This window comes from Pseudomonas mangiferae (assembly GCF_007109405.1).
Classification (GTDB): Bacteria; Pseudomonadota; Gammaproteobacteria; order Pseudomonadales; family Pseudomonadaceae; genus Pseudomonas_T; species Pseudomonas_T mangiferae.
Genome location: NZ_VJOY01000001.1, coordinates 346557 through 366959, shown reverse-complemented (window position 1 = coordinate 366959; position 20403 = coordinate 346557). Strand labels below are relative to the sequence as shown.

The 20403-nt window shown below is 68.4% G+C and carries 2 protein-coding genes; both read left to right on the top strand.

Annotated elements, in window-relative coordinates:
• The first annotated feature begins 36 nt into the window (after positions 1-36).
• Positions 37-12612 (top strand): SDR family NAD(P)-dependent oxidoreductase, encoded by a 12576-nt coding sequence (locus tag FM069_RS01535; protein WP_143486423.1) that lies wholly within the window; start codon positions 37-39, stop codon positions 12610-12612.
• Between the two features lie 89 nt (positions 12613-12701).
• Entirely contained in the window at positions 12702-20372 is a 7671-nt protein-coding gene (locus FM069_RS01530; protein WP_143486422.1) for a type I polyketide synthase, read from the top strand.
• The last annotated feature ends 31 nt before the right edge of the window (positions 20373-20403 follow it).

Here is a 20403-nt window from a genome sequence, read left to right as displayed (position 1 = left end):
TTCAGCTACCGCAATCCCGTACCGAGAGTGAAGACAGTGGACAGTCAAATCAGCGCCTTGCACCGGAAAATCCAGCGGCAGGAGATCACCGTCGAAGAGGCCGCCCAGGCATTCGAGCGGATCAGGGCGCGTTATCGCCGCGAGGGTCAGGCTCGGGCGATCCTGGCGCCATCGGCGGACCAGGCGCCGGTGGCGGTCGTGCGCTACCGCCATGACGATCCCTACCTGCGGGACCACCGGTTCGACGACCAGCGCATCCTGCTGGGGTTGACCGCCGCCAGCCTCGCTCTGGACCAAGGGATTGGCCAGCTCGCCGCGGGCGAAGCGGTGCAGGTGAAGGCACTGGCCTTCGCTGCGCCCGTGATAGTGGCGCCGGGCGAGGCGGTGGAGGTGGCGATCCGCGGCGGGGCAGTCGCCGGTGCCTTCGAGGCGATCTGTCGCCACGATCCGGAAGGGCCCTGGCAGACCATGGCCAGCGGCGAGCTGCGGGCCGTCCAGGCGGAACCGCGGCTGGTAGAGCTGGAGGCGCTGCGCGACGGCATGCAGGCCGTGGAGCCGATCGCCTCGATCTACCGGATCTGCGAGCGAATGCACATCGGCGACAGCTTCCGGACCCTGGACACGCTCTACTGGCATCCCACCGCCGCGGCGACCCTGGCCCGGGTCGCGCTGAAGGGCGGCACGATGGACGACGTGCCCTACCCGCTGCATCCGCTGTGGCTGAATAGCGCGTTCCTCGCCGTGATTCCGTTGCTGGAAGCGGCTCGCCTGGACGAGCCCTTCATTCCCTTCGGTGCCAGATCGCTGCTGCTTCACCGGCGGGACGTGCCGGTCACGGGCTGGGTGCATGCCCGACTGGTGAAGCACACCGGGGAACTGGTGCTGTTCGATGCCGACCTCTATGACGACCAGGGGGCGCTGATCGCCGAGCTGGAAGGCTGCTCGCTGAAACGCCTGCGAGAAGGCCGCCCCGAGGCGACCGAGCAGGACGTGGAAAAGACGCCGCACGCGACCGCCACGGCGGCCACTCGCAGTGGCCCCGACGCGATCGAGGACTACCTGCAGGTGCAGCTGCAAGCCCTGGGCGCGGCGCGGATCGGCCGACAGCACCGCCGACGCAACCTCATGGAGCTGGGCCTGGATTCGGCACAGCTGGTGGACCTGGCAGCACGGATCGGCCGCGACGCCGCCGTCGACCTGGAGCCGACGCTGTTCTTCGAATACCCGAGCCTCGCCGAACTGGCGGAATTCCTCTGGCAGGCCCACGGGGACGCCTTCGCTGCGCGCTCGGGCAACAGCGAGTCCACGGCTCCCGAATTGCCGCGATCAACCGAGCCGGCGCTCCAGGGCCCCGTGCACGCCCCGGCGGCGGGCGAGCGGGACCAGGACATCGCCATCATCGGCATGCAGGGCCGATTCGCCCAGGCCGAGAACCTGGACCAATTCTGGGAACACCTGCGGGACAAACGGGAGCTGATCGGCGAAGTGCCGATGGATCACTGGGATGTGCAGCCATGGTTCGACGCCGATCCGGATGCCCAGGACCGGACCTACTCCAAGTGGGGCAGCTTTCTCGACGATGTCGACAAATTCGATGCCGGGTTCTTCCACATGTCCCGCCGCGAGGCGCAGTGGATGGACCCCCAGGTCCGCCTGTTGCTGCAGAGTGCCTATGCCTGCGCGGAAGGCGCCGGCGTGATCCAGGGCCTGCGGGGCAGCCGCACCGGCGTGTTCATCGGCTCGTGCTTCAACGAGTACCTGGACAGAATCAGCGAGCTCGGCCTGCCGATGGACCCCTACATCGCCACGGGCAGCGGTGTGATCGCGGCCAACCGGATTTCCTTCTGGTTCGACTTCAAGGGGCCGAGCCTGATGTTCAATACGGCCTGTTCCTCCTCCCTGGTGGCACTGCATGCGGCCTGCGTATCGCTGCGCAACGGCGAGTGCGAGATGGCCTTCGTCGGCGGCAGCAACCTGCTGCTGTCCTCCTGGCACTACCGCTATTTCTCGGCGATCCGGGCGCTGTCGCCCAGCGGGCGCTGCCATACCTTCGATGCCCGAGCCGATGGCTATGTCCCCGGCGAGTGCGTGGCCACCCTGCTGCTCAAGCCGCTGTCCCGTGCCCTGGCCGACGGCGACCCGATCCATGGCGTGGTCAAGGGGTCGGCGGCGCTGCATGGCGGCTATACCCCGTCACTCACCGCACCCAGCGTGGCCGGTGAGGAAAACGTGATCGTCCAGGCCTGGCAGAGCGCCGGCATCGACCCCCGCAGCCTGGGCTACATCGAGGCCCACGGGACCGGCACCGCCCTCGGCGACCCCATCGAGATCAATGCCCTGAAACGGGCCTTCGCCCGCTATACGCAGGATCGTGGCTTCTGCCAGATCGGCTCGGTCAAGGCCAACATCGGCCATGCCGAAGGTGCCGCGGGGATCGCCGGCGTGCTCAAGGTGCTGCAGCAGATGAAGCATCGCCAGCATCCAGCCCTGGGGCATTTCCGCGAACTGAACCCGCACATCCACCTGGACGACTCACCCCTGGCGATCGATCCCCAGGGCGGCGAATGGCCGGAACAGGACACGCCGCGGCGCGCCGGGGTAAGTTCGTTCGGCTTCTCCGGTACCAACGCCCACGTGGTGCTGGAGGAATTCCGCGAGCGGCGCACGTTTGCTTCGCACCAGGGCGAAACGGTGCTGGTGCCACTGTCGGCCCGCAACGACGAACGTCTGCGGGACCAGGTTGCCCGCCTGCATGCCTACCTCGAGGACCATACCCCGGACCTCGCGGCATTGGCCTATACCCTGCAAACCGGCCGGGAGGCGATGGCGGCCCGGGCCGTCTTCCCGGCAGCCAGCCTTGCTGCCCTGCGTGAGCAACTACAGGCGTGGCTCCGGAGCGAAGGCCCCACGGCATGCGTCACGCCGACCCTGGGTATCGATGAGGCCTTGGTGTCCGCCGATCTGCAGCAATTGGCGGCCCATTGGCGCCTGGGCGAGGAGGGCGAGACGCTGGACTGGAACTGCCTGTACGAGGGGCGGCCATCGCCGGCGCGCATCGAACTGCCCACCTACGCCTTCGCCCGCGACCGCTACTGGCTGGAGGCGCCGGAGACGGGCCCGTCGGAGAAGCCCGCCCTTGAGGCGCCCGGGGTAAGCGTCGATGGTCACCGGCCCGCGGCTCATCAGCCCGAGGCCAACCTGTCCGAAGCCAGTCTGCCCGAGACTCATCAGCCGGAAGCCGATCGCACGCTGGCGATCTACACGGAGCACTGGCAACCCGTCGAGGAGGCTCCGGAGGGCGTCTCGCCCGAGTGTGTCGTCTGCCTGCTGGGCGACCGCGAGCTGCGCCGGCGGCTGGCGGCATGCGTCGCCGAGCGGAGCCCCCGTACCCGGCTGGTCTTCATCGCGGCGGGCGAGCGTGACGGGCGCGACGACGAGGGCCATCACCAGGTCGCGGTGGACGATCCACGACGCCTGCAGGACAGCCTGCACCGCATCCTGTCGGCCCAGGGCGGAGGCCGCGTGCTCTACCTCTGGAGCCTGGACTCACCTCGCTGGCTCAGCGATACCCGGGGCATCGTTGCCCTGGTCAAGGCGCTTTCCGGTGGCGCTGGACACTGGGATCGCCTGGTGCTGGCCGGTCGCGCCGGCGGTGCCTTGGCGCGCTGCCACCTGGATGCCTGGATTGGCATCGAGCGCTCTCTGGGGGCCGTCATGCCGCACTGCCCGGTCGAGGTGGCCATCGAGCTGGTCGATGGCGCGGGCACCGAGGCGCGTTGGCCGGATCGTTTCTGGCGGCAGCTGTGCAGCAGCGTGCCGGGCAGCCGGCTCTACCAGGGAGCGCAGACCTTCCGGTCGATGCTGGTGCCGACCCGCTTGCAGGCGGCGGCCGACCCGCTGACGCCGGACCGGCTGAAGACCGTGCTGATCACCGGCGGCCTCGGCGAGCTGGGGCTGATGCTGGCCGGCGAACTGTCTCGTCGCGCCCGGCACCCAGCCGCCCCGATCAACCTGATCCTCAATGGCCGCTCGGCGCCGTCCGCCGCAACGCACGCGCGCCTGGAGGCGCTGCGTCACGATGGCTGCCGCATCTTCCACCTGCAGGCCGACTGCACCGATCACCAGGGACTGGCCGCTGCGCTGGCCACCGTGCTGCCCCTGAGTGGCCCGATCGACGGCCTGATCCATGCCGCCGGACTGAAGGCCACGGGCAGCCTGCTGGACAGCGCACAGGCGGACATCGACGCGGTGCTGGATGCCAAGGTGAAATCCGTGCAGGTCCTGGACGAGGTGCTGGTGGGGCAGCCCCTGGCACTCATCTGCCACTTCGCATCCAGTTCGGCGGTGCTGGGCGACATGGGCGCCTGCAGCTATGCCATGGCGAACCGGTTCCTGCAGGCTTACGCGCGTCACGTGCAGGAGGGGCGCGCCCGTCGCGTGGTGGCCATCGACTGGCCGCTGTGGCGCAACGGCGGAATGGCCATGGGCGATACCACGTCCACTGCGTTCTATCTCGGCTCCAGCGGCCAGCGGTTGCTGGAGGACGAAGAGGGCCTGGCGCTGCTCTGGCGGATCGTCGCCAGCGATATCGCCCAGCCGCTGGTACTGGCGGGTGATCCGGATCGGCTCGACCGGTGGGTGGCGGGCATGAATCGGCCTGCCGATCAGAAAGCACCAGCCGAGGGTCCGGTTGTCGCGGAAGCGGGGGCCGGGCGCGAACGTCCCGAACTCAAGGGCCTGACGCTGCGCCAGGCCCTGCTGTGGGACCTGCAGGAACTGGCCAGCCGGCCATTGCAGGCGGAGCGGCAGGCCCTGGGCGAGACCACCAATCTGGCGGATTTCGGCTTCGATTCCATCAGCCTCGCCGAGTACGCGCGGCTGCTCAGTCGCCACTTCGGCCTGTCCCTGACACCGGAGCTGTTCTTCAATCACTCCAGCCTCGGCAGGATTGCCGACCACCTGCTGGCGCGCTATCCGGATGCCATGACGGCGTGCTACCGCAGCGGCGCTGCAGCGAGCGCGCCCGTGGTGGCTCCAGCGGTCCCGGCAGGCGAGCCGGGCAGGGCGGCCGCCGTTCCGGTGAACGACGACGCCATCGCCATCATCGGTCTGAGCGGCCGCTTCCCGGGTGCTCGCGACCCCGACGCATTCTGGACGGTACTCGCCGAAGGACTCGACCAGGTCGGCGAGATCCCGGCCGACCGCTTCGCCTGGCGGGACTACTATGGCGACCACCGGGAAGACCCGAGCAAGACCCGCTGCATCTGGATGGGCAGCGTGCCAGGGGTGGCGGAGTTCGATCCGTTGTTCTTCGAACTGTCGCCTCGCGAGGCGAAGGCCATGGACCCGCGTCAGCGCCTGCTGCTGCAGGAGGCCTGGAACGCCCTGGAGAATGCCGGCATCGGCCCACGCCACCTGGCCACCCAGCGGGTCGGGACCTTCGTCGGAGTCGAGGAAGGCGACTTCCAGCGGCTCGCTGGCGAAGAAAGCCTGACCTCCAGCCACAACGGCATCCTGGCTGCGCGGCTGGCCTATTTTCTCGATCTGACCGGGCCGACCCTGGCCATCAACACGGCTTGTTCGTCGGCGTTGGTGGCGTTGCACCAGGCGGCGTCCAGCCTGCGCAACGGAGAGTGCGAGCTGGCCATCGCCGCCGGGGTCAACCTGATCTTCTCCCCGGATGCCTTCCTCGGCATGACCCAGGCGGGCATGCTCTCGCCCGATGGCAAGTGCTTCACCTTCGATCGCAGGGCCAACGGCATGGTGCCGGGGGAAGCGGTGTGCTGCGTGGTGCTCAAGCCCCTGGCGCAAGCCCAGGCCGACGGCGACTGGATCCATGGCGTGCTGCGCGGCAGCGGTATCAACTACGACGGCAAGACCAATGGCATCACCGCGCCCAGCGGGCTTTCCCAGCAACGCCTGCTGGAGGATGTCTACCGACGCGCCGGCGTCGACCCGGAGCAGATCGAGTACGTGGTCACCCATGGCACGGGCACCCAACTGGGCGACCCGGTGGAGATCAATGCACTCAACGACGCATTCCGCGGCAGCCGCCCGGGGCACTGCGCGTTGACCTCCACCAAGACCAACGTCGGCCACACCTTCGCCGCCTCCGGCCTGGTCAGTGTCATCGGCCTGCTTCAGGCGTTCCGCCACGAGACCATCCCCGCCAGCCTGCACTGCGAGCAGGAGAACGACTACATCCAGTGGCAGCAGAGCCCGTTCTACGTCAACAAGGCCAACAGGCCCTGGCCGGCCGCCGGAAGGGACCGGGAACGGCTGGGGGCGGTCAGCGCCTTCGGCATGAGCGGCACCAATGCCCACGTGGTGCTGGAAAGCCATGCCCGCGGCACGGTGGACGCCTTGGCCCTGCGCCGGCCCTGTTACCTGCTGGTGCTGTCGGCGAAAACCGCCGACGCGCTGCGCGAGCGCGCCGAACAACTCTGCACGGTGCTGGAGCAGGACGGTTTCGACGAGGACGACCTGCCCGGCATCAGCTACACCCTGCTGGAAGGCCGGCATCATTTCCGCCATCGCCTCGCCCTGGTCGCAGCGGACCGGGAGGAGGCCCGCTATGGGCTGCGCCAGTACCTGGCCGGTGAGCAGCGTCCGTCTCTCTTCGCCGGCGAAGTGGAGCGCGGGTTCGCGCCCCAGAAAACCCTCGAACGGTACCTCGGGCAAGCGCAGGACGACAGCGCCACGGCCACCGACGAGGAGACGCTCCGGGAATTGCTGCAAGGCCTGGCCGATCTGTTCCGGCAGGGGTACGGAGTGGATGGCGCCCGGCTGTTCGGCGCCGGTTCGCGGCCCCTCCCGCAACGCCTGCCCCTACCGGGCTATCCGTTCGCGCGCGATCGCTACTGGCCCGAGGTCCGTACGCCACGGCGATCGCCTGTGGCCGAACCGCACCTGCATCCGCTGCTGCACCGCAACGTCTCGACGGTGTCGGCGATCCGGTTCGCCAGTCGCTTCAGTGGCCGGGAAACCTTCCTCGCCGATCACCGGATCGGCGACCAGCGGGTTTTCCCCGGAACCGCTTACCTGGAACTGGCGCGCGAGGCTGTCGTTCGCGCCACTGAGCGCGCGCCCGACCAGATCGGCTTGCGCAACCTCGTCTGGCTTCGCCCGCTGTCCCTCGCGGTCTCCGATGACCAGGGGTTCACCCTGTACTGTGAGCTGGCGGTAAACGGCGCCGATGGCCTTTCATTCAAGGTCTACAGCCTGGGGGAGGGCCGCGAACACCTCCACGTCCAGGGCGACGCGGACCTGGACGCCGGCGAAACGCCCCCGGCGGCGCTGGACCTGTCGCGTCTGGCGGCGCGCTGCAACCTCTCCGAGCGCGACCATGACACCCTGTACAGTGACTTCGAGCGCCTGGGCGTCCACTACGGTGCCACCTTCCGCGCCGCAGGGCATATCCGCATCGGTCGCGACCTGGTGGTGGGGCAGTTGTCCGCGGACGCGCTCGACCCCCAGCTGGAGGGAGCGGCGCTGCCGCCGGGCATCCTGGACAGCGCATTGCACATCGCAGCGTCCCTCGGCTCCTGGCGCGACGGCAGCGCCGAGCCGGCGCTGCCGTTCGCCCTCGACCGCCTGCGTGTTCATGGCTCGCTGGAGTCGGCGCTGCGGACGGGGCCGCTGACCGTGGTCGCCGGCTACCGCGACGGGCAATCGGGCGGGCCGGTGGAAAAGGTCGACGTGCAGATTTGTACGGCCAACGGCGAATGCCTGGCGCAGCTGGATGGATTCAGTTCACGCCGCCAGGCGCAGGCCGTTATCCAAACGTCCCCACCGTCCGTCCCGCCGACGGTCCTGGAGGTGCCGGTGGGCCGGCTGATCCGCGAGCCCTACTGGGCGCCGCTGGAGGAGCCCGGTGAGCCGGTGCCGGACACCGCGCCGTCGCACGTCCTGCTGCTGGGCCTGCCCGAGGCCGTGGGGACGGCGGTCCGCGGTCAACTTGGCGATCGGGTGCGACAGCTCCCCGGAGCGGTCGGCGACAACGGTGCGAAGGCCTATGCCCGGGCTGCCCAGGCGTTGCTGGAATTCCTGAAGACCTGCCGCGAGGGCTACGTGCAACTCTTCGTCGGGCAGGAGCCGGATGACCTGCGCATGGCCGGGCTCGACGGGATGCTGAGCACCGCGATGATCGAGCACAGCGAGCTGAAGGCGCGCCTGGTGATCCTCGACCGTGACATGGGCGAGGCGGCTCTGGTGCATACCGTGGTCGACCAGACCCGTCGCTACCGGCCTGGCCTGGTGCGCATCCTGGCGACGGGAAGCCCGTACGGCCGCGCCTGGCGCGAATGGACGAGAGTCCCGCTGCCGGCGGACGATCCCGCGCCGTTCCGCGATGCCGGCGTCTATGCCATCACCGGCGGTGCCGGTGGCCTCGGCCTGTTGTTCGCCGAGCGGATCGCCGGATGCTGCCGCGCGCCGTCGATTCACCTGGCCGGTCGCTCCGCCCTGGGCGAGCCACTGCAAGCACGCCTGGAGCGACTGCGGGCCCTTGGCGCCCAGGTCCACTACCGGGTGCTGGACGTCGCCCAGCCCGTGGCGGTGGGCGACTGGATCGAGAGCATCTATGCCGGACATGGCCAGTTGCATGGTGTGATCCACGGTGCCGGTTCGCTCCGCGATGGACTGATCCTCCACAAGACCGCCGAGGACCTGGAGCAGGTGCTGTCGGCCAAGGTGGCAGGCATCGAGGCCCTGGACGCAGCCATTGGCGAGCGTCCGCTGGATTTCCTGGTGTGCTGCTCGTCCCAGGCCGCCATGGGCAACCTGGGGCAGGCCGACTACGCCGTCGCCAATGCCTACCTCGACGCCTTCATGCAATACCGCCAGAAGCGCGCGGCCGACGGCCAGCGCAGGGGGCGGTCGCTGAGCATCGACTGGCCGCTTTGGCGCGACGGCGGCATGCAGTTGCCGGCCGTGATCGAACAGCAGATGCGCGAGCGCTTCGGCATCGTGCCGCTGCCGGCGGTCGAAGGCTTCGACAGCCTGCGCGAACTGCTGGCTCGCTCGGTGAGCGCCCAGGCCTGGGTGGTGTATGGGGACGTCTCGCGTCTGGGGCAGATCGGTCTGGCGAGCCGCGCGCTTCCGGCCGCTCCTGCGCCAAGGCCGGCCAATGCCGTTGCCTCTGTCCTGGGCGAGGCCGAGCTGAAGGCGCGCATCCAGACGTTCGTGACCGGCATCGTCGCCAAGGTGACCCAGCTTGACCCGGCGAAGATCCACCCGGTGGAGAAGTTCGAAGCCTATGGCTTCGATTCCATCATGGCGGTCGGGGTGACCCAGGAACTGGAGCGCCACCTGGGTTCGCTGCCCAAGACCCTGCTGTTCGAGCATGTGAACGTGGCGGGCCTGGTGGCGCACCTGGCAGTGAAGTACCGCGAGGTGTTCGTCGCGATGTTCGCGCCCGAGCACGTGCCGTCCGCCGCCCTCGCCCCTGAACCGAGCGTAGCGACCGCACCCGGTCACCCTGCGCCAAGCGTTCCGGACTCCAGCACGCCGCGGGACGTTTCGACGCCCGGCGTGGCCTCGGCCGGGGACGGGCGAATCGAGGATGAAGACTGGAAAAACCACGTGGCGGTGATCGGCCTCGGCGGCTACTACCCGGGGGCGAAGGACATGGACACGCTGTGGCGGAACCTGGCCGAAGGAGTCGACTGCATGAGCGAGTTCCCCGCCGAGCGCTGGGATCATCACAAGCTGTATTACAAGAACCGCAGCGTGCTGGGCAAGACCACCTGCCTGAACGGCTCGTTCATCGAGGACGTGGACGCCTTCGACTACAGCTATTTCAAGATGCCCAAGGTCTACGCCGACCACATGTCACCCGAAGTCAGGCTGTTCCTCCAGGTGGCGGTGCACACCTTCGAGGATGCCGGTTACTCCCGGGAGACCCTGCTCAATCGCTACGGCGGCGACGTGGGGGTACTGCTCGGCACCATGAGCAACGACTACCACTACTACGGCTTCGAGAACAACGTCTTCCGCGGTTCCATGGCGTCCGGATCGGGGATGGCCACCATCCCCATGACGGTGTCCTACTTCTACGGGTTGACCGGCCCCAGCCTGTTCATCGACACCATGTGTTCCTCGTCTTCCACCTGCATCCATACGGCCTACCAGATGCTTCGCCACGGCGAGACGCAGATGGTCCTCGCCGGCGGCCTGAACCTGATGTACCACCCCTATACCGTGGTGAACACCTCCCAGGGCAACTTCACGTCCATCACCTCGTCCTCGGTCAACAGTTACGGCGTAGGCGCCGACGGCACGGTGATCGGCGAGGGCGTGGGGGCGGTGCTGCTCAAGCGCCTCGACCGCGCCGTTGCCGACCGCGACCATATCTACGGGGTGATCAAGGGGTCCGCGATCACCAACGCCGGCGAGCGCAACGGTTTCAACGTGCCCAACCCGGACCTGCAGACCCTGGCGATCCGCCAGGCGATGGACCAGGCCCGGGTGCATCCGGCATCCATCTCCTACGTGGAGGGGCATGGCTCGGGCACCAAGCTGGGCGACCCCATCGAGGTGCTGGGGCTGACCAAGGCGTTCCGCGCAGGCACCAAGGACCGGCAGTTCTGCTACCTGGGGTCGATCAAGTCCAACATCGGCCATTTGCTGGCCGCCTCCGGCATCGCGGGGTTGACCAAGACGCTGCTGCAGCTCAAGCACGGCCAGATCGCGCCATCGATCCATTCCGCGCACCTCAACCCGGACATCGACTTCGCCGAAACCCCCTTCATGATTCCCCAGCGTCTCACCGAATGGCGCCGTCCGGAGCGGACGATCGACGGGCAGCGGCAGGTGTTCCCGCGCCGGGCCGGATTGACCTCTATCGCCGCCGGCGGCATGAACGCGCATCTGATCGTCGAGGAGTATCCCGAGCTCGCCGACAGTGCCGGTCAGGTCCAGGACGATCACCTGGCGTTCGTTTTCTCGGTGCACAAGCTGTCGGTGCTGACGCAGAACCTGCAGGCCTTCAGGGACTGGCTGGCGACCCGCGAGGTGCCCTTGTCCCAGGTCGCCTACACCCTGCAGGTGGGCCGCAACAACCTGCGCAACCGGCTGGCGATCCGCTGCCGCAGCCGCCAGGCCCTGCTGGACGCCCTGGACGCCTGCCTGGCGGGACGCTTCGAGGCCACGGCCACCTGGGAAGCGGCGTTCCGATTCCCGGAGAACGACACCGCACAGCCCCTCGCGCGGCCGGCGTCGAACCCCGTGGACGCGAGCCTCGCCCGCTGGCTGGAAGGCGACAACGCGGTCGACTGGGAACGCCTGTACGCCCGGGTGCCGGTTCGTACCAGCCTTCCGGTATACCGGTTCGAGAAGACCCGTTGCTGGTACACCGAGGAAGGCTATGAGTCACCGATCCTCAACCCGCAGATGTTCGCCGCCAAGCTGCATCCGCTGGTGGCCGAGAACTGCTCGACGCCGGAGCCCGGCGCACGCTTCCGTACCGATTTCGTCGAGGCCGAACTGCTCGACTATTGCTACCGAGGGGCCACCGGGCTGCGCTTCAGCGCGTTCAACTTCACCGACGTGGCGCTGGCGATGCCAGGGCTGGCCTCGCGTTTCCCGGGACGGGAGCTGGTGGTTTCCTGTGCCTTCGAGCACTACATCGCCGACTGGTCGACGGTGACCGGCCTGGCTTACCGGTTGTATGACGTCGACGATGGCCAGCTGGAGCTGGAGTTCGACGCCCAGCGGGCCGAGGGCGCGATCAACCTGGGCTTCGCCATCCTCAACCCGCTCGGCGATGACGAACCGCCGCTGCCCCAGGGCTGGCTGGATGAGGCCGGAAGGCTGTTGAACCGGCAGGCGATACCCGCGAGTGGCCAGCTGGCGGCCCCCGAGGTGAGCCAGCGGCTGGCCCGGTCTGGCTACGAGTTCGGCCCCTACCTGGATGACACCGGTGATGCGGTGATCGGCCACCGGGCCCTGTTGCTGGAGGCGAGGCCGCCGGCGAACCGGCACAACCCCCATGGCGACAACCAGCAGGTACCGCCCTGGGTGGCCACGTCGGTGGACAAGGCGCTTTACCTGCTGCTGGATACGCTCGGCCTGCCTCAAGGCAGGCTCGTGGTGCGCAGCATCGAACGGCTGTGCAGCTACCGGGTGCCGGAGGGGCCGGTCTCCGTGGTGCTGTCGGACCTGGTCGTGGGCGAGGACGACCTGTCGCTTCGCCTGCTGGTGCTGGACGCCCAGGCCCAGGTTTGCATCAAGGCGGACCGGATCGGCCTGCACCTGGGCGAAGCGGAACGGGCAGCCCTCGATCGCCGACACCCCCTGCTGACCGGCATGGCCGCGTCCGCTACCCAGACGGTGATACCCGTCGCCAATGCACAGGAAGCGCCCCGGCCTGCCGAGGCTGGACTCGGCGAGCGCGTGCTCGCATTCATCCAGCAGGAACTGCAGGACAAGCTGGGCTTCGCCGTCCAGGAGATCGGCGAGTCGGCCCAGGTACATGACCTGGGGCTGGATTCGATCATGGTGATGCAGTTGGCCGATAGCGTGAACAAGCGCTTCGGTACCCGACTGATGCCCGATCTGTTCTATGAGAAGCAGCGACTCGGCGAGTTGGCGGCACGCGTGGAGGTCGTCTGAGGACGACCCGCGGCGCCGAAGCACAGACATGCACAGACCGGCAGGCAGGGCCGCCGGACGACCAGGATGGCAAAGGGCATACGGAATACATGACGTACACGACAGCAAGCGGTTCGAACGATGACATCAGCCTCCCCAGCGCGCGGCAAGCGGGCCCGCGACCGGCCGGCGAACCCAGGGCCCGCCGGCAGATCGGCACCGGCGGCGCGCGCGTCGGCGATCCGCCGGTGTCGCCGCGCCGGGTCGCTATCGTCGGGTTTTCCGGACGCTTTCCGGGCGCCGATACGCTGGATGCCTTCTGGCGACTGCTGGTGGAAGGGCGTTCGGCCATCGGCGAGTTTCCCTACTGGGATCTGCCCGGCATCGCCGAGCGACGCCACCTGAAGGATGTCTTCGCCTGTCCCGGCGGTTTTCTTCACGACCCGCTGGGGTTCGATGCCGACTTCTTCAAGATCTCCGCCCGCGAGGCCGAGGCCATGGACCCCCAGCATCGTCTCGTGCTGGAGCAGGCCTGGGCGGCGCTGGAGGACGCCGGTATTCCGCCCGCGACGCTGCGCGGCAGCAACACCGGGGTCTACATCGGCGTGTCATCGGCCGACTACAACGGGTTGCTGGCGCGTTCGGCGGCCGGTGCCCACGACGCGACGGGCAACGCCCACTCGATCATCGCCAACCGCATTTCCTTCCTGCTGGATTTCCATGGCCCCAGCGCGCCCATCGATACGGCGTGCTCCAGCTCCCTGGTAGCCGTGCACCGCGCGGCCCGGGCCATCCTGGAAGGGGACTGCACCGTGGCCCTGGCCGGTGGGGTCAACCTGTGCTTCGAGCCCATGGTGTTCATCGGTGCCGCGAAAGCGGGCATGCTGAGCCCCGGTGGGCGTTGCCGTGCATTCGCCGCCGAGGCCGATGGCTATGTGCGGGGCGAGGGCGTCGGCATGGTGGTGCTCAAGGATTACCGGCAAGCGCTGGCCGACGGCGACACCATCGTGGCCACGCTGGTGGGCTCGGCGGAAAACCATGGGGGACATGCCAATTCCCTGACCGCGCCCAACCCGGGGGCCCAGGCCGACCTGATCAGGCAGGCCTGCCGCGGGCTCGACATCGGCAGCATCGGTTACATCGAAGTCCACGGGACCGGCACCCGCCTCGGCGATCCCATCGAGATTCGCGGCCTCAAGCAGGCGTTCGCCGAACGGCACGGGGGCGATGGGCAACGCTGTTACCTGGGCTCGGTAAAGACCAACATTGGCCACCTCGAGTCGGCCGCGGGCATCGCCGGGTTGATCAAGACACTGCTGGTCCTGCGCCACGGCTATCTGCCCCGTAGCCTGCACAGCGAACACCTCAACCCCTACATTGATCTGGCCGGCAGCCCGTTTGCCATCCTCCAGGAGGGGCGCGACTGGCCATCCAGCACCGTGCCACGCCGCGCCGGGGTCAGCTCGTTCGGCTTCGGCGGCGCCAACTCCCACGTGATCCTGGAGGCGGGGGAGGGTAGCGCCGGACTCGCCGCGGATGGCATGGCCGCGACGATCTTCCCCTTGTCGGCGCGTACGCCGGAAGCACTCCGGGCGCGGGTCGAACAAGTGATCGAGTTCCTCGAGGCCCGGCCCGACCTGGCATTGCCCGACCTGGCGGCCAGCCTGCAACTGGGGCGCGACGCCATGGAAAGCCGCCTGGCGCTCATGGCGGAGGACCGCACCAGCCTGTTGGCGCAGTTGCGGGACGTCCTCGCCCGGCCGCAGGGCGCACGGGCGACTGGCGCGGACATCACTGCGGAAGCCGTGGCCCGCGCCGCGCGCCAAGGTGATCGCGCCGGGCTGCTGGCCGCCTGGCAGGGTGGAGCGGCGGTGGACTGGCGACAGTTCTATCCGCAGCGGGCCGTACGACGTGTGCCACTGCCCACCTACCCGTTTCGTCATGAGGCCTACTGGATCAGCGAGGCGCCGGTGGTGCGGAACGACCGGGCCTATCTGCATCCGCTGGTGCAACGCAACACCTCGGACCTGGCGGGGCAGCGTTTCAGCAGCCGCTTCGATGGCCACGAACCCTTCTTCACGGACCACCGGGTGAATGGCCTCAAGGTCTTGCCCGGGGTGGCGTACCTGGAAATGGCACGGGCCGCCCTGGCGCTATCCCTCAGCACAGGCGAACGCGTGACCCGGCTGAAGAACGTGGCGTGGCAGCAGCCGATGCGCCACGACGGTGGCGAGCTGTCGGTGGACATCGAGGTCGAGGAGCAGCTCGACGGTACCCTGCGTTTCGAGGTGCATGGCGAAGCCGGAACGGGGGTCTATTGCCGGGGTGTTGGCGTGACTGGGCCACAGGAGGCCCTGCCTGCCCTGGATGTGGAGGCCATCGCGACGGCCACCGCCGAGCACCGCTTGGCAACGGACGCCTGCTACCGGATCTTCGAGGACATGGGGCTGGAGTACGGCGCATCGTTCCGGGGCATCCGCGCGTTGCAGGCAGGGCAGGGCCAGGTCCTGGCGACCCTGTCGGCGGCTCCAGCGACCGCCGACGAGGCGATGCGCCTGCCCCCCGGGGTGCTGGATTCGGCCTTGCAGGCAGCCGTCGGGCTGGCGTTGCTGCACGCCCCGCAGCCGGGTGCGGAACGGCGGCCCCTGGTGCCTTTCGCCCTGGAGGGGCTGCTGTTCGGTGATCTCGACCTGCTGAAGGAGGAATGCCGCGCCTGGGTGCGACCTGCGCCGGGCCATCAGCCGGAGCGGGTCAGCAAGCTGGACGTGGATGTCTGTGATGCCCAGGGGCGGGTAGCGTTGCGCCTGCTGGGTTTTTCGTCGAGGCGGCTCGACGAACGCCCCTCCGGGCTGCTCAGCCTGGCCCCTGCCTGGCGCGCGCGCGCCGCGGATACTGCGTCCCGGGAACGGCGTTTCGACCGGCACCTGATCCTGCTGGCCGGCCTCCCCACTGTCGACCCGACTGCGCTGCAGGCACTGTGCAGCCAGCGAATGCCCGGCCACGCCCCGCAGGTCGAGGCATTGCCGGCCTTTTCGGGCGATGCTGACGCCCTGCCGGCCCTGGCCATGGCCTTGGTAGAACGGATCAAGGCCAGTGGGCCAGAGACCCTGGTTCAACTGGTGCTGGGCGATGCCGAAAGTGAAAACCTGGATGCCGCGTTCCTCGCCGCGTTGCCCGCCTTGCTCAAGGCTGCCTGCAACGAAGGGCTGCTGGCGGCGGCGCAAACGTTGGAGATGAGCGATGCCCCTTCGCTGGCAGTCCTGGCAGAGCGCCTGCGGGAAGACGGTCAGTGCCTCGATGAGCGTGTCCGGTACCGTGGCACCGGGCACGCCCGACAGGCGCTGTGCTGGGAAGAGGCCTCGCTGGACATACCGGAGAGCACGCCCTGGCGAGAAGGCGGCGCCTACCTGGTAACCGGCGGTACCGGTGGCCTGGGTCTGTTGCTGGCCGAGGCCATGGTGGCGGATGCGCCCGGTATCCGACTGGTCCTGGCCAGTCGGAACGCCGGACGGCTGTCCGATCAGGCCCAGGCGCGAATCGAGAGGTTGCGGGCCAGGGGCGCGGAGGTGCGGGTGGAAGCTCTGGATGTGGCCGACCGGACCGCCGTCGAGGCCCTGCTGGCGCGCTGCGTGCGCGATTGGGGCGGTCTGCAGGGCATCATCCATGCTGCGGGTGTGACCCGCGATGCCCCGCTGGCCCGCAAGACCGAGGACGATTTCGCGACCGTGCTGGCGCCCAAGGTGGCCGGCACGTTGAACCTGGACCGGGCCAGCGCGTCCCTTGCCCTGGAGTGTTTCGTCCTCTATTCCTCGGTAGCGGCAGTGATGGGCAACCCCGGCCAGGCTGACTACGCACTGGCGAACGCGTTCCTCGACGCGTTCGCCACCTGGCGGGATCGTCAGGTAGCCGCTGGCCATCGTCAGGGGCGCACCGTGTCCATCGACTGGCCGCTGTGGCGCAACGGCGGCATGACCATCGACCCGCACCGCGAACGCCAATTGAAGGAGCAGACCGGTATCCAGCCCTTGAGCGATGCGGCGGGCCTGGACCTTCTGCGCCGCGTACTCACCACCGCGTCCGTCCCCCAGCAGGTGGTGCCGCTGGAGGGAGACCGGGCTCGAATCGAGGCCTTCATCGCCGGGCGCCTCCTGGCGCAGGAAGGCTCGGTCGATGCCCAGCACCCCAAACCCTCCGCCGACGACTGGACGCCTCCGCACGCACCCTCCGCGTCCAGCGAGCCGGCAGACGCGGCAGTGATCGACCGTGCGGCCAGTGCGCTCAAGGACCTGCTGGCGAAGGCCCTCAAGCGCCCGGTGGAAAAGATCGCCCGCGATGTGTCCTTCGAACGCTATGGCGTGGACTCGATCATCCTCGCGGAACTCACCGTCAAGCTGGAACAGCGCTTCGGATCGCTGCCCAGTACGCTGCTGTACGAGCACCAGACGGTGGACGAACTGAGCCGCTACTTCATCCGCCACCATGCGGATGCCCTGCAGGCCTGGGTCATGGGAGACGACAGAACGGTGCGATCGGCGCCCGCCGCCGAGCGTCCTTCGCCGCCGCCGTCGACTGTTGCGCCTACCTCCACACGCCGCCGCACCCGGCGCGTCACGCCCTCGGAGGCCCCTGCCGCGTCTGCATCGGCGGGGCGCGACCTGGCCATCGTCGGCCTGAGCGGACGGTTTCCCGGCGCGGAGGACCTGGAAACCTTCTGGCACAAGCTGGCCAATGGCGAGGACCTGATCACCGAGGTGCCGCCGGGACGCTGGGACCACGAGGCCTACTTCACCGAGCGCCGTGACCGGCCGGACAAGACCTACTGCAAGTGGGGAAGCTTCCTCGACGGCATCGAGGACTTCGACCCGCTGTTCTTCAACCTGTCGCCCCGCGAAGCCCCCCTCGTCAACCCCAACGACCGGCTGTTCATGGAAACCTGCTGGAACCTGCTGGAAAGCGCCGGGCTCACCCGTCAACGCCTGAAACAGCAGTATCAACAGCAGGTCGGCGTGTTCGTCGGGGTCATGTACCAGCACTACCAGGCGTTCGAAGCGGACTGGGTGAGGGAGTCCCTGGTATCCGTGACCTCCTACAGCGGGATCGCCAACCGGGTGTCGTATTTCTTCGACTTCCAGGGCCCGAGCCTGGCGCTCGATACCATGTGCTCCTCATCCCTCTCGGCGATCCACGCCGCCGGGGACGCCTTGCGCAACGGCGATTGCCGGCTGGCCATCGCCGGCGGGGTGAACCTGACCCTGCATCCGAAGAAGTACATCGGCCTGAGCGTGGGCCAGGTGCTCGGCAGCCATGCCGGCAGCCGCAGCTTCGCCGACGGCGATGGCTACCTGCCGGCCGAGGGCGTGGGCGCGGTACTGCTCAAGACCCTGGCCGATGCCGAGCGGGATGGCGATCCGATCCTTGCGGTGATCAAGTCAACCGCGGTCAATCACGGTGGCCACACCCATGGTTTCTCAGTGCCCAGCGCCAAGGCCCAGACGTCCCTGATCGAGCAGAACTTCAGGCGTGCAGGCGTCGATCCGCGCACTGTCGGCTACGTCGAGTCCGCCGCCAACGGCTCGGCCATGGGAGATGCCATCGAGCTGAGCGCGTTGAGCCGGGTCTTCGGTGAGGCGGGCGTCGGGCGCCAGGCGTGCGCCATCGGCTCAGTCAAGTCGAACATGGGACACGCCGAGGCGGCGTCCGGTATGTCCCAGCTCTGCAAGCTGGTGCTGCAATTGCAGCACCAGCAGCTCGCGCCGTCGTTGCTGTTCGGCCCGCTCAACCCACGGCTGGATCTGGAGCATTCGCCCTTCCGCCTGCAGCGGGAACTGAGCGACTGGCCGCAGCCTGAAGCGGAGGAGGGAGGCGTAGGGCACCCGGGACCGCGTCGAGCCTGCCTGAGTGCCTTCGGCGCCGGGGGCTCCAACGCCCATCTGATTCTCGAGGAGTACCCACGCCAGGCCGAGCGCGCGGATGACGGCATTGACCGCGGGAGGGCGGGAACGCCTTTCCTGGTGCCGCTCTCGGCCCGCAATGCCTCTTCACTCCACCAGGGCGTAGCGCGGCTGGTACGGCATCTGGACCGTCACCCCGACCTGCGGCTCGACGACCTGGCGTATACCCTCCAGGTCGGACGCGAAGCCATGGAGTGGCGCCTGGCAATCCTGGCGCATCACCCGGCTGGCCTGCGCCAGACCCTCGCCGACGTGCTGCAGGCACTGGAAGCGGGGCAGGGCCTGGATGCCCTGGAACGGCTCGACTTGCCCCTGTGCGTCGGCAACGTCGACACCGTGCCGGAGGCCACCGCCCGGCTGCTGACGGGCCCGGGTGGCGTGGCGCTGGTCAGCAGCCTCATCGACGCGGACGAACGCCAGCAGCTGGGCCTGTTCTGGACCCAGGGGGGCGACGTGCCCTGGGGCTCCCTGGCGGAGAACCGCGGCGCCACATTGCGCGAGAACCTCCTCCCGTTGCCTACCTACGCCTTCGATCGCAAGCGCTATTGGCTGGAGCAAGCGAATGGTCCGATGCAGCCGAGCACGGACGGGGACCTGCCGGAGGCGCCGGGCCCTGAAGGGGATACCTGCGTCGAACGCGGTCTGGCCGTGCTGGCGGGCCTGCTGGGTCTGGCGCCCCGGGAGCTGGTAGCGGCTCGGCCACTCCGTGCCTATGGGGTCGACTCCACGGTCCTGATGCAGCTGACGATGCAGTTGCAGGCCCAGGTGGACCCGGGGCTTCGCCTGATGGATATCCAGCGGTGCGAGACCGTGCGTGATCTGACGGTGCTGCTGGAGGGCCGAGCGCTGCCTGAGCGACCAGGCGGGGCACGGCACGCTCCTTCCCGGGCGAACGAAGCGCCCGCGCATTTTCCCGAGCTGCAACGGCTGAACGCGGCGCGCATCGGTCGTCCGGTCTTCTGGTTCCACGGTGCCCTGGGCGGCGTCGAGCTGTACCAGGGGCTGGCCCACCGCATCGAGCGCCCCTTCTATGGCTTGCAGGCGAGGGGATGGTTGAGCGAGCACGAGCCGCTGCAAGGCATTCCTGCGATGGCCGCCTACTACATCCAGGCCCTCCGCACGGTACAACCCCACGGGCCCTACGACCTGGGCGGCTACTCCCTGGGGGGCATGCTGGCCTACGAAGTGACCCGTCAGTTACAGGCGGCCGGGGAGCGGGTGGCGACCCTGGTGATGCTGGATGCCCCGGATGTCACCGGCGAACGGACCGCCAGGCTGAGCGACAAGACGCGCCTGCTGCAGACCGTCAACATGGCCTTGCAGATGAGCCTGGGCAATGCGCCCGAGCGCTTCGCCGACGTACTGATCGCCCGGGATCAGGTGGAGCTGGCCCAGGCGGACGACACCTACCGCCAGTCGCTGATCGCACTGGCCCGGCAGCGGGGCCTCGTGGCCAGTGAGGAGCGCCTGCAACAGATGCTGGAGCGAACCAGCCGGATTCAGCAAGGCTATGGCGTGGAGCACTACGACCTCGCGCCGCTGCCGCACCCTCAGGACGTGATCTGCTACTACTTCCGCAATGCCAGCGGTTTGTGGATGGGCGCGTTGGAACCCTATTTCTCCACCGACGACCAGGAGTTCGCGGCGTTCAACCACGCATCCTATTGGAAAGGATGGCAGCGCCTGCTGCCGAATTTCGAGTTGATCGATGTGGAATCGTCCAGCCATATGACCCTGCTGACAGAGCCGGACGTATTCGAGGTCATCGCTCGTTTCTGCGAAACGCTTTATAGCGAAAATGGCCCGCTGGCGGAGAAGGCCTTGGAATAGAACGCTCACTCCGCCAGGGGCCCGAAAGGGC

What these genes read in the sequence shown, in the direction of transcription:
- FM069_RS01530 (WP_143486422.1), top strand. Translation starts at nt 12,702, where the DNA reads ATGACGTACACGACAGCAAGCGGTTCGAACGATGACATCAGCCTCCCC.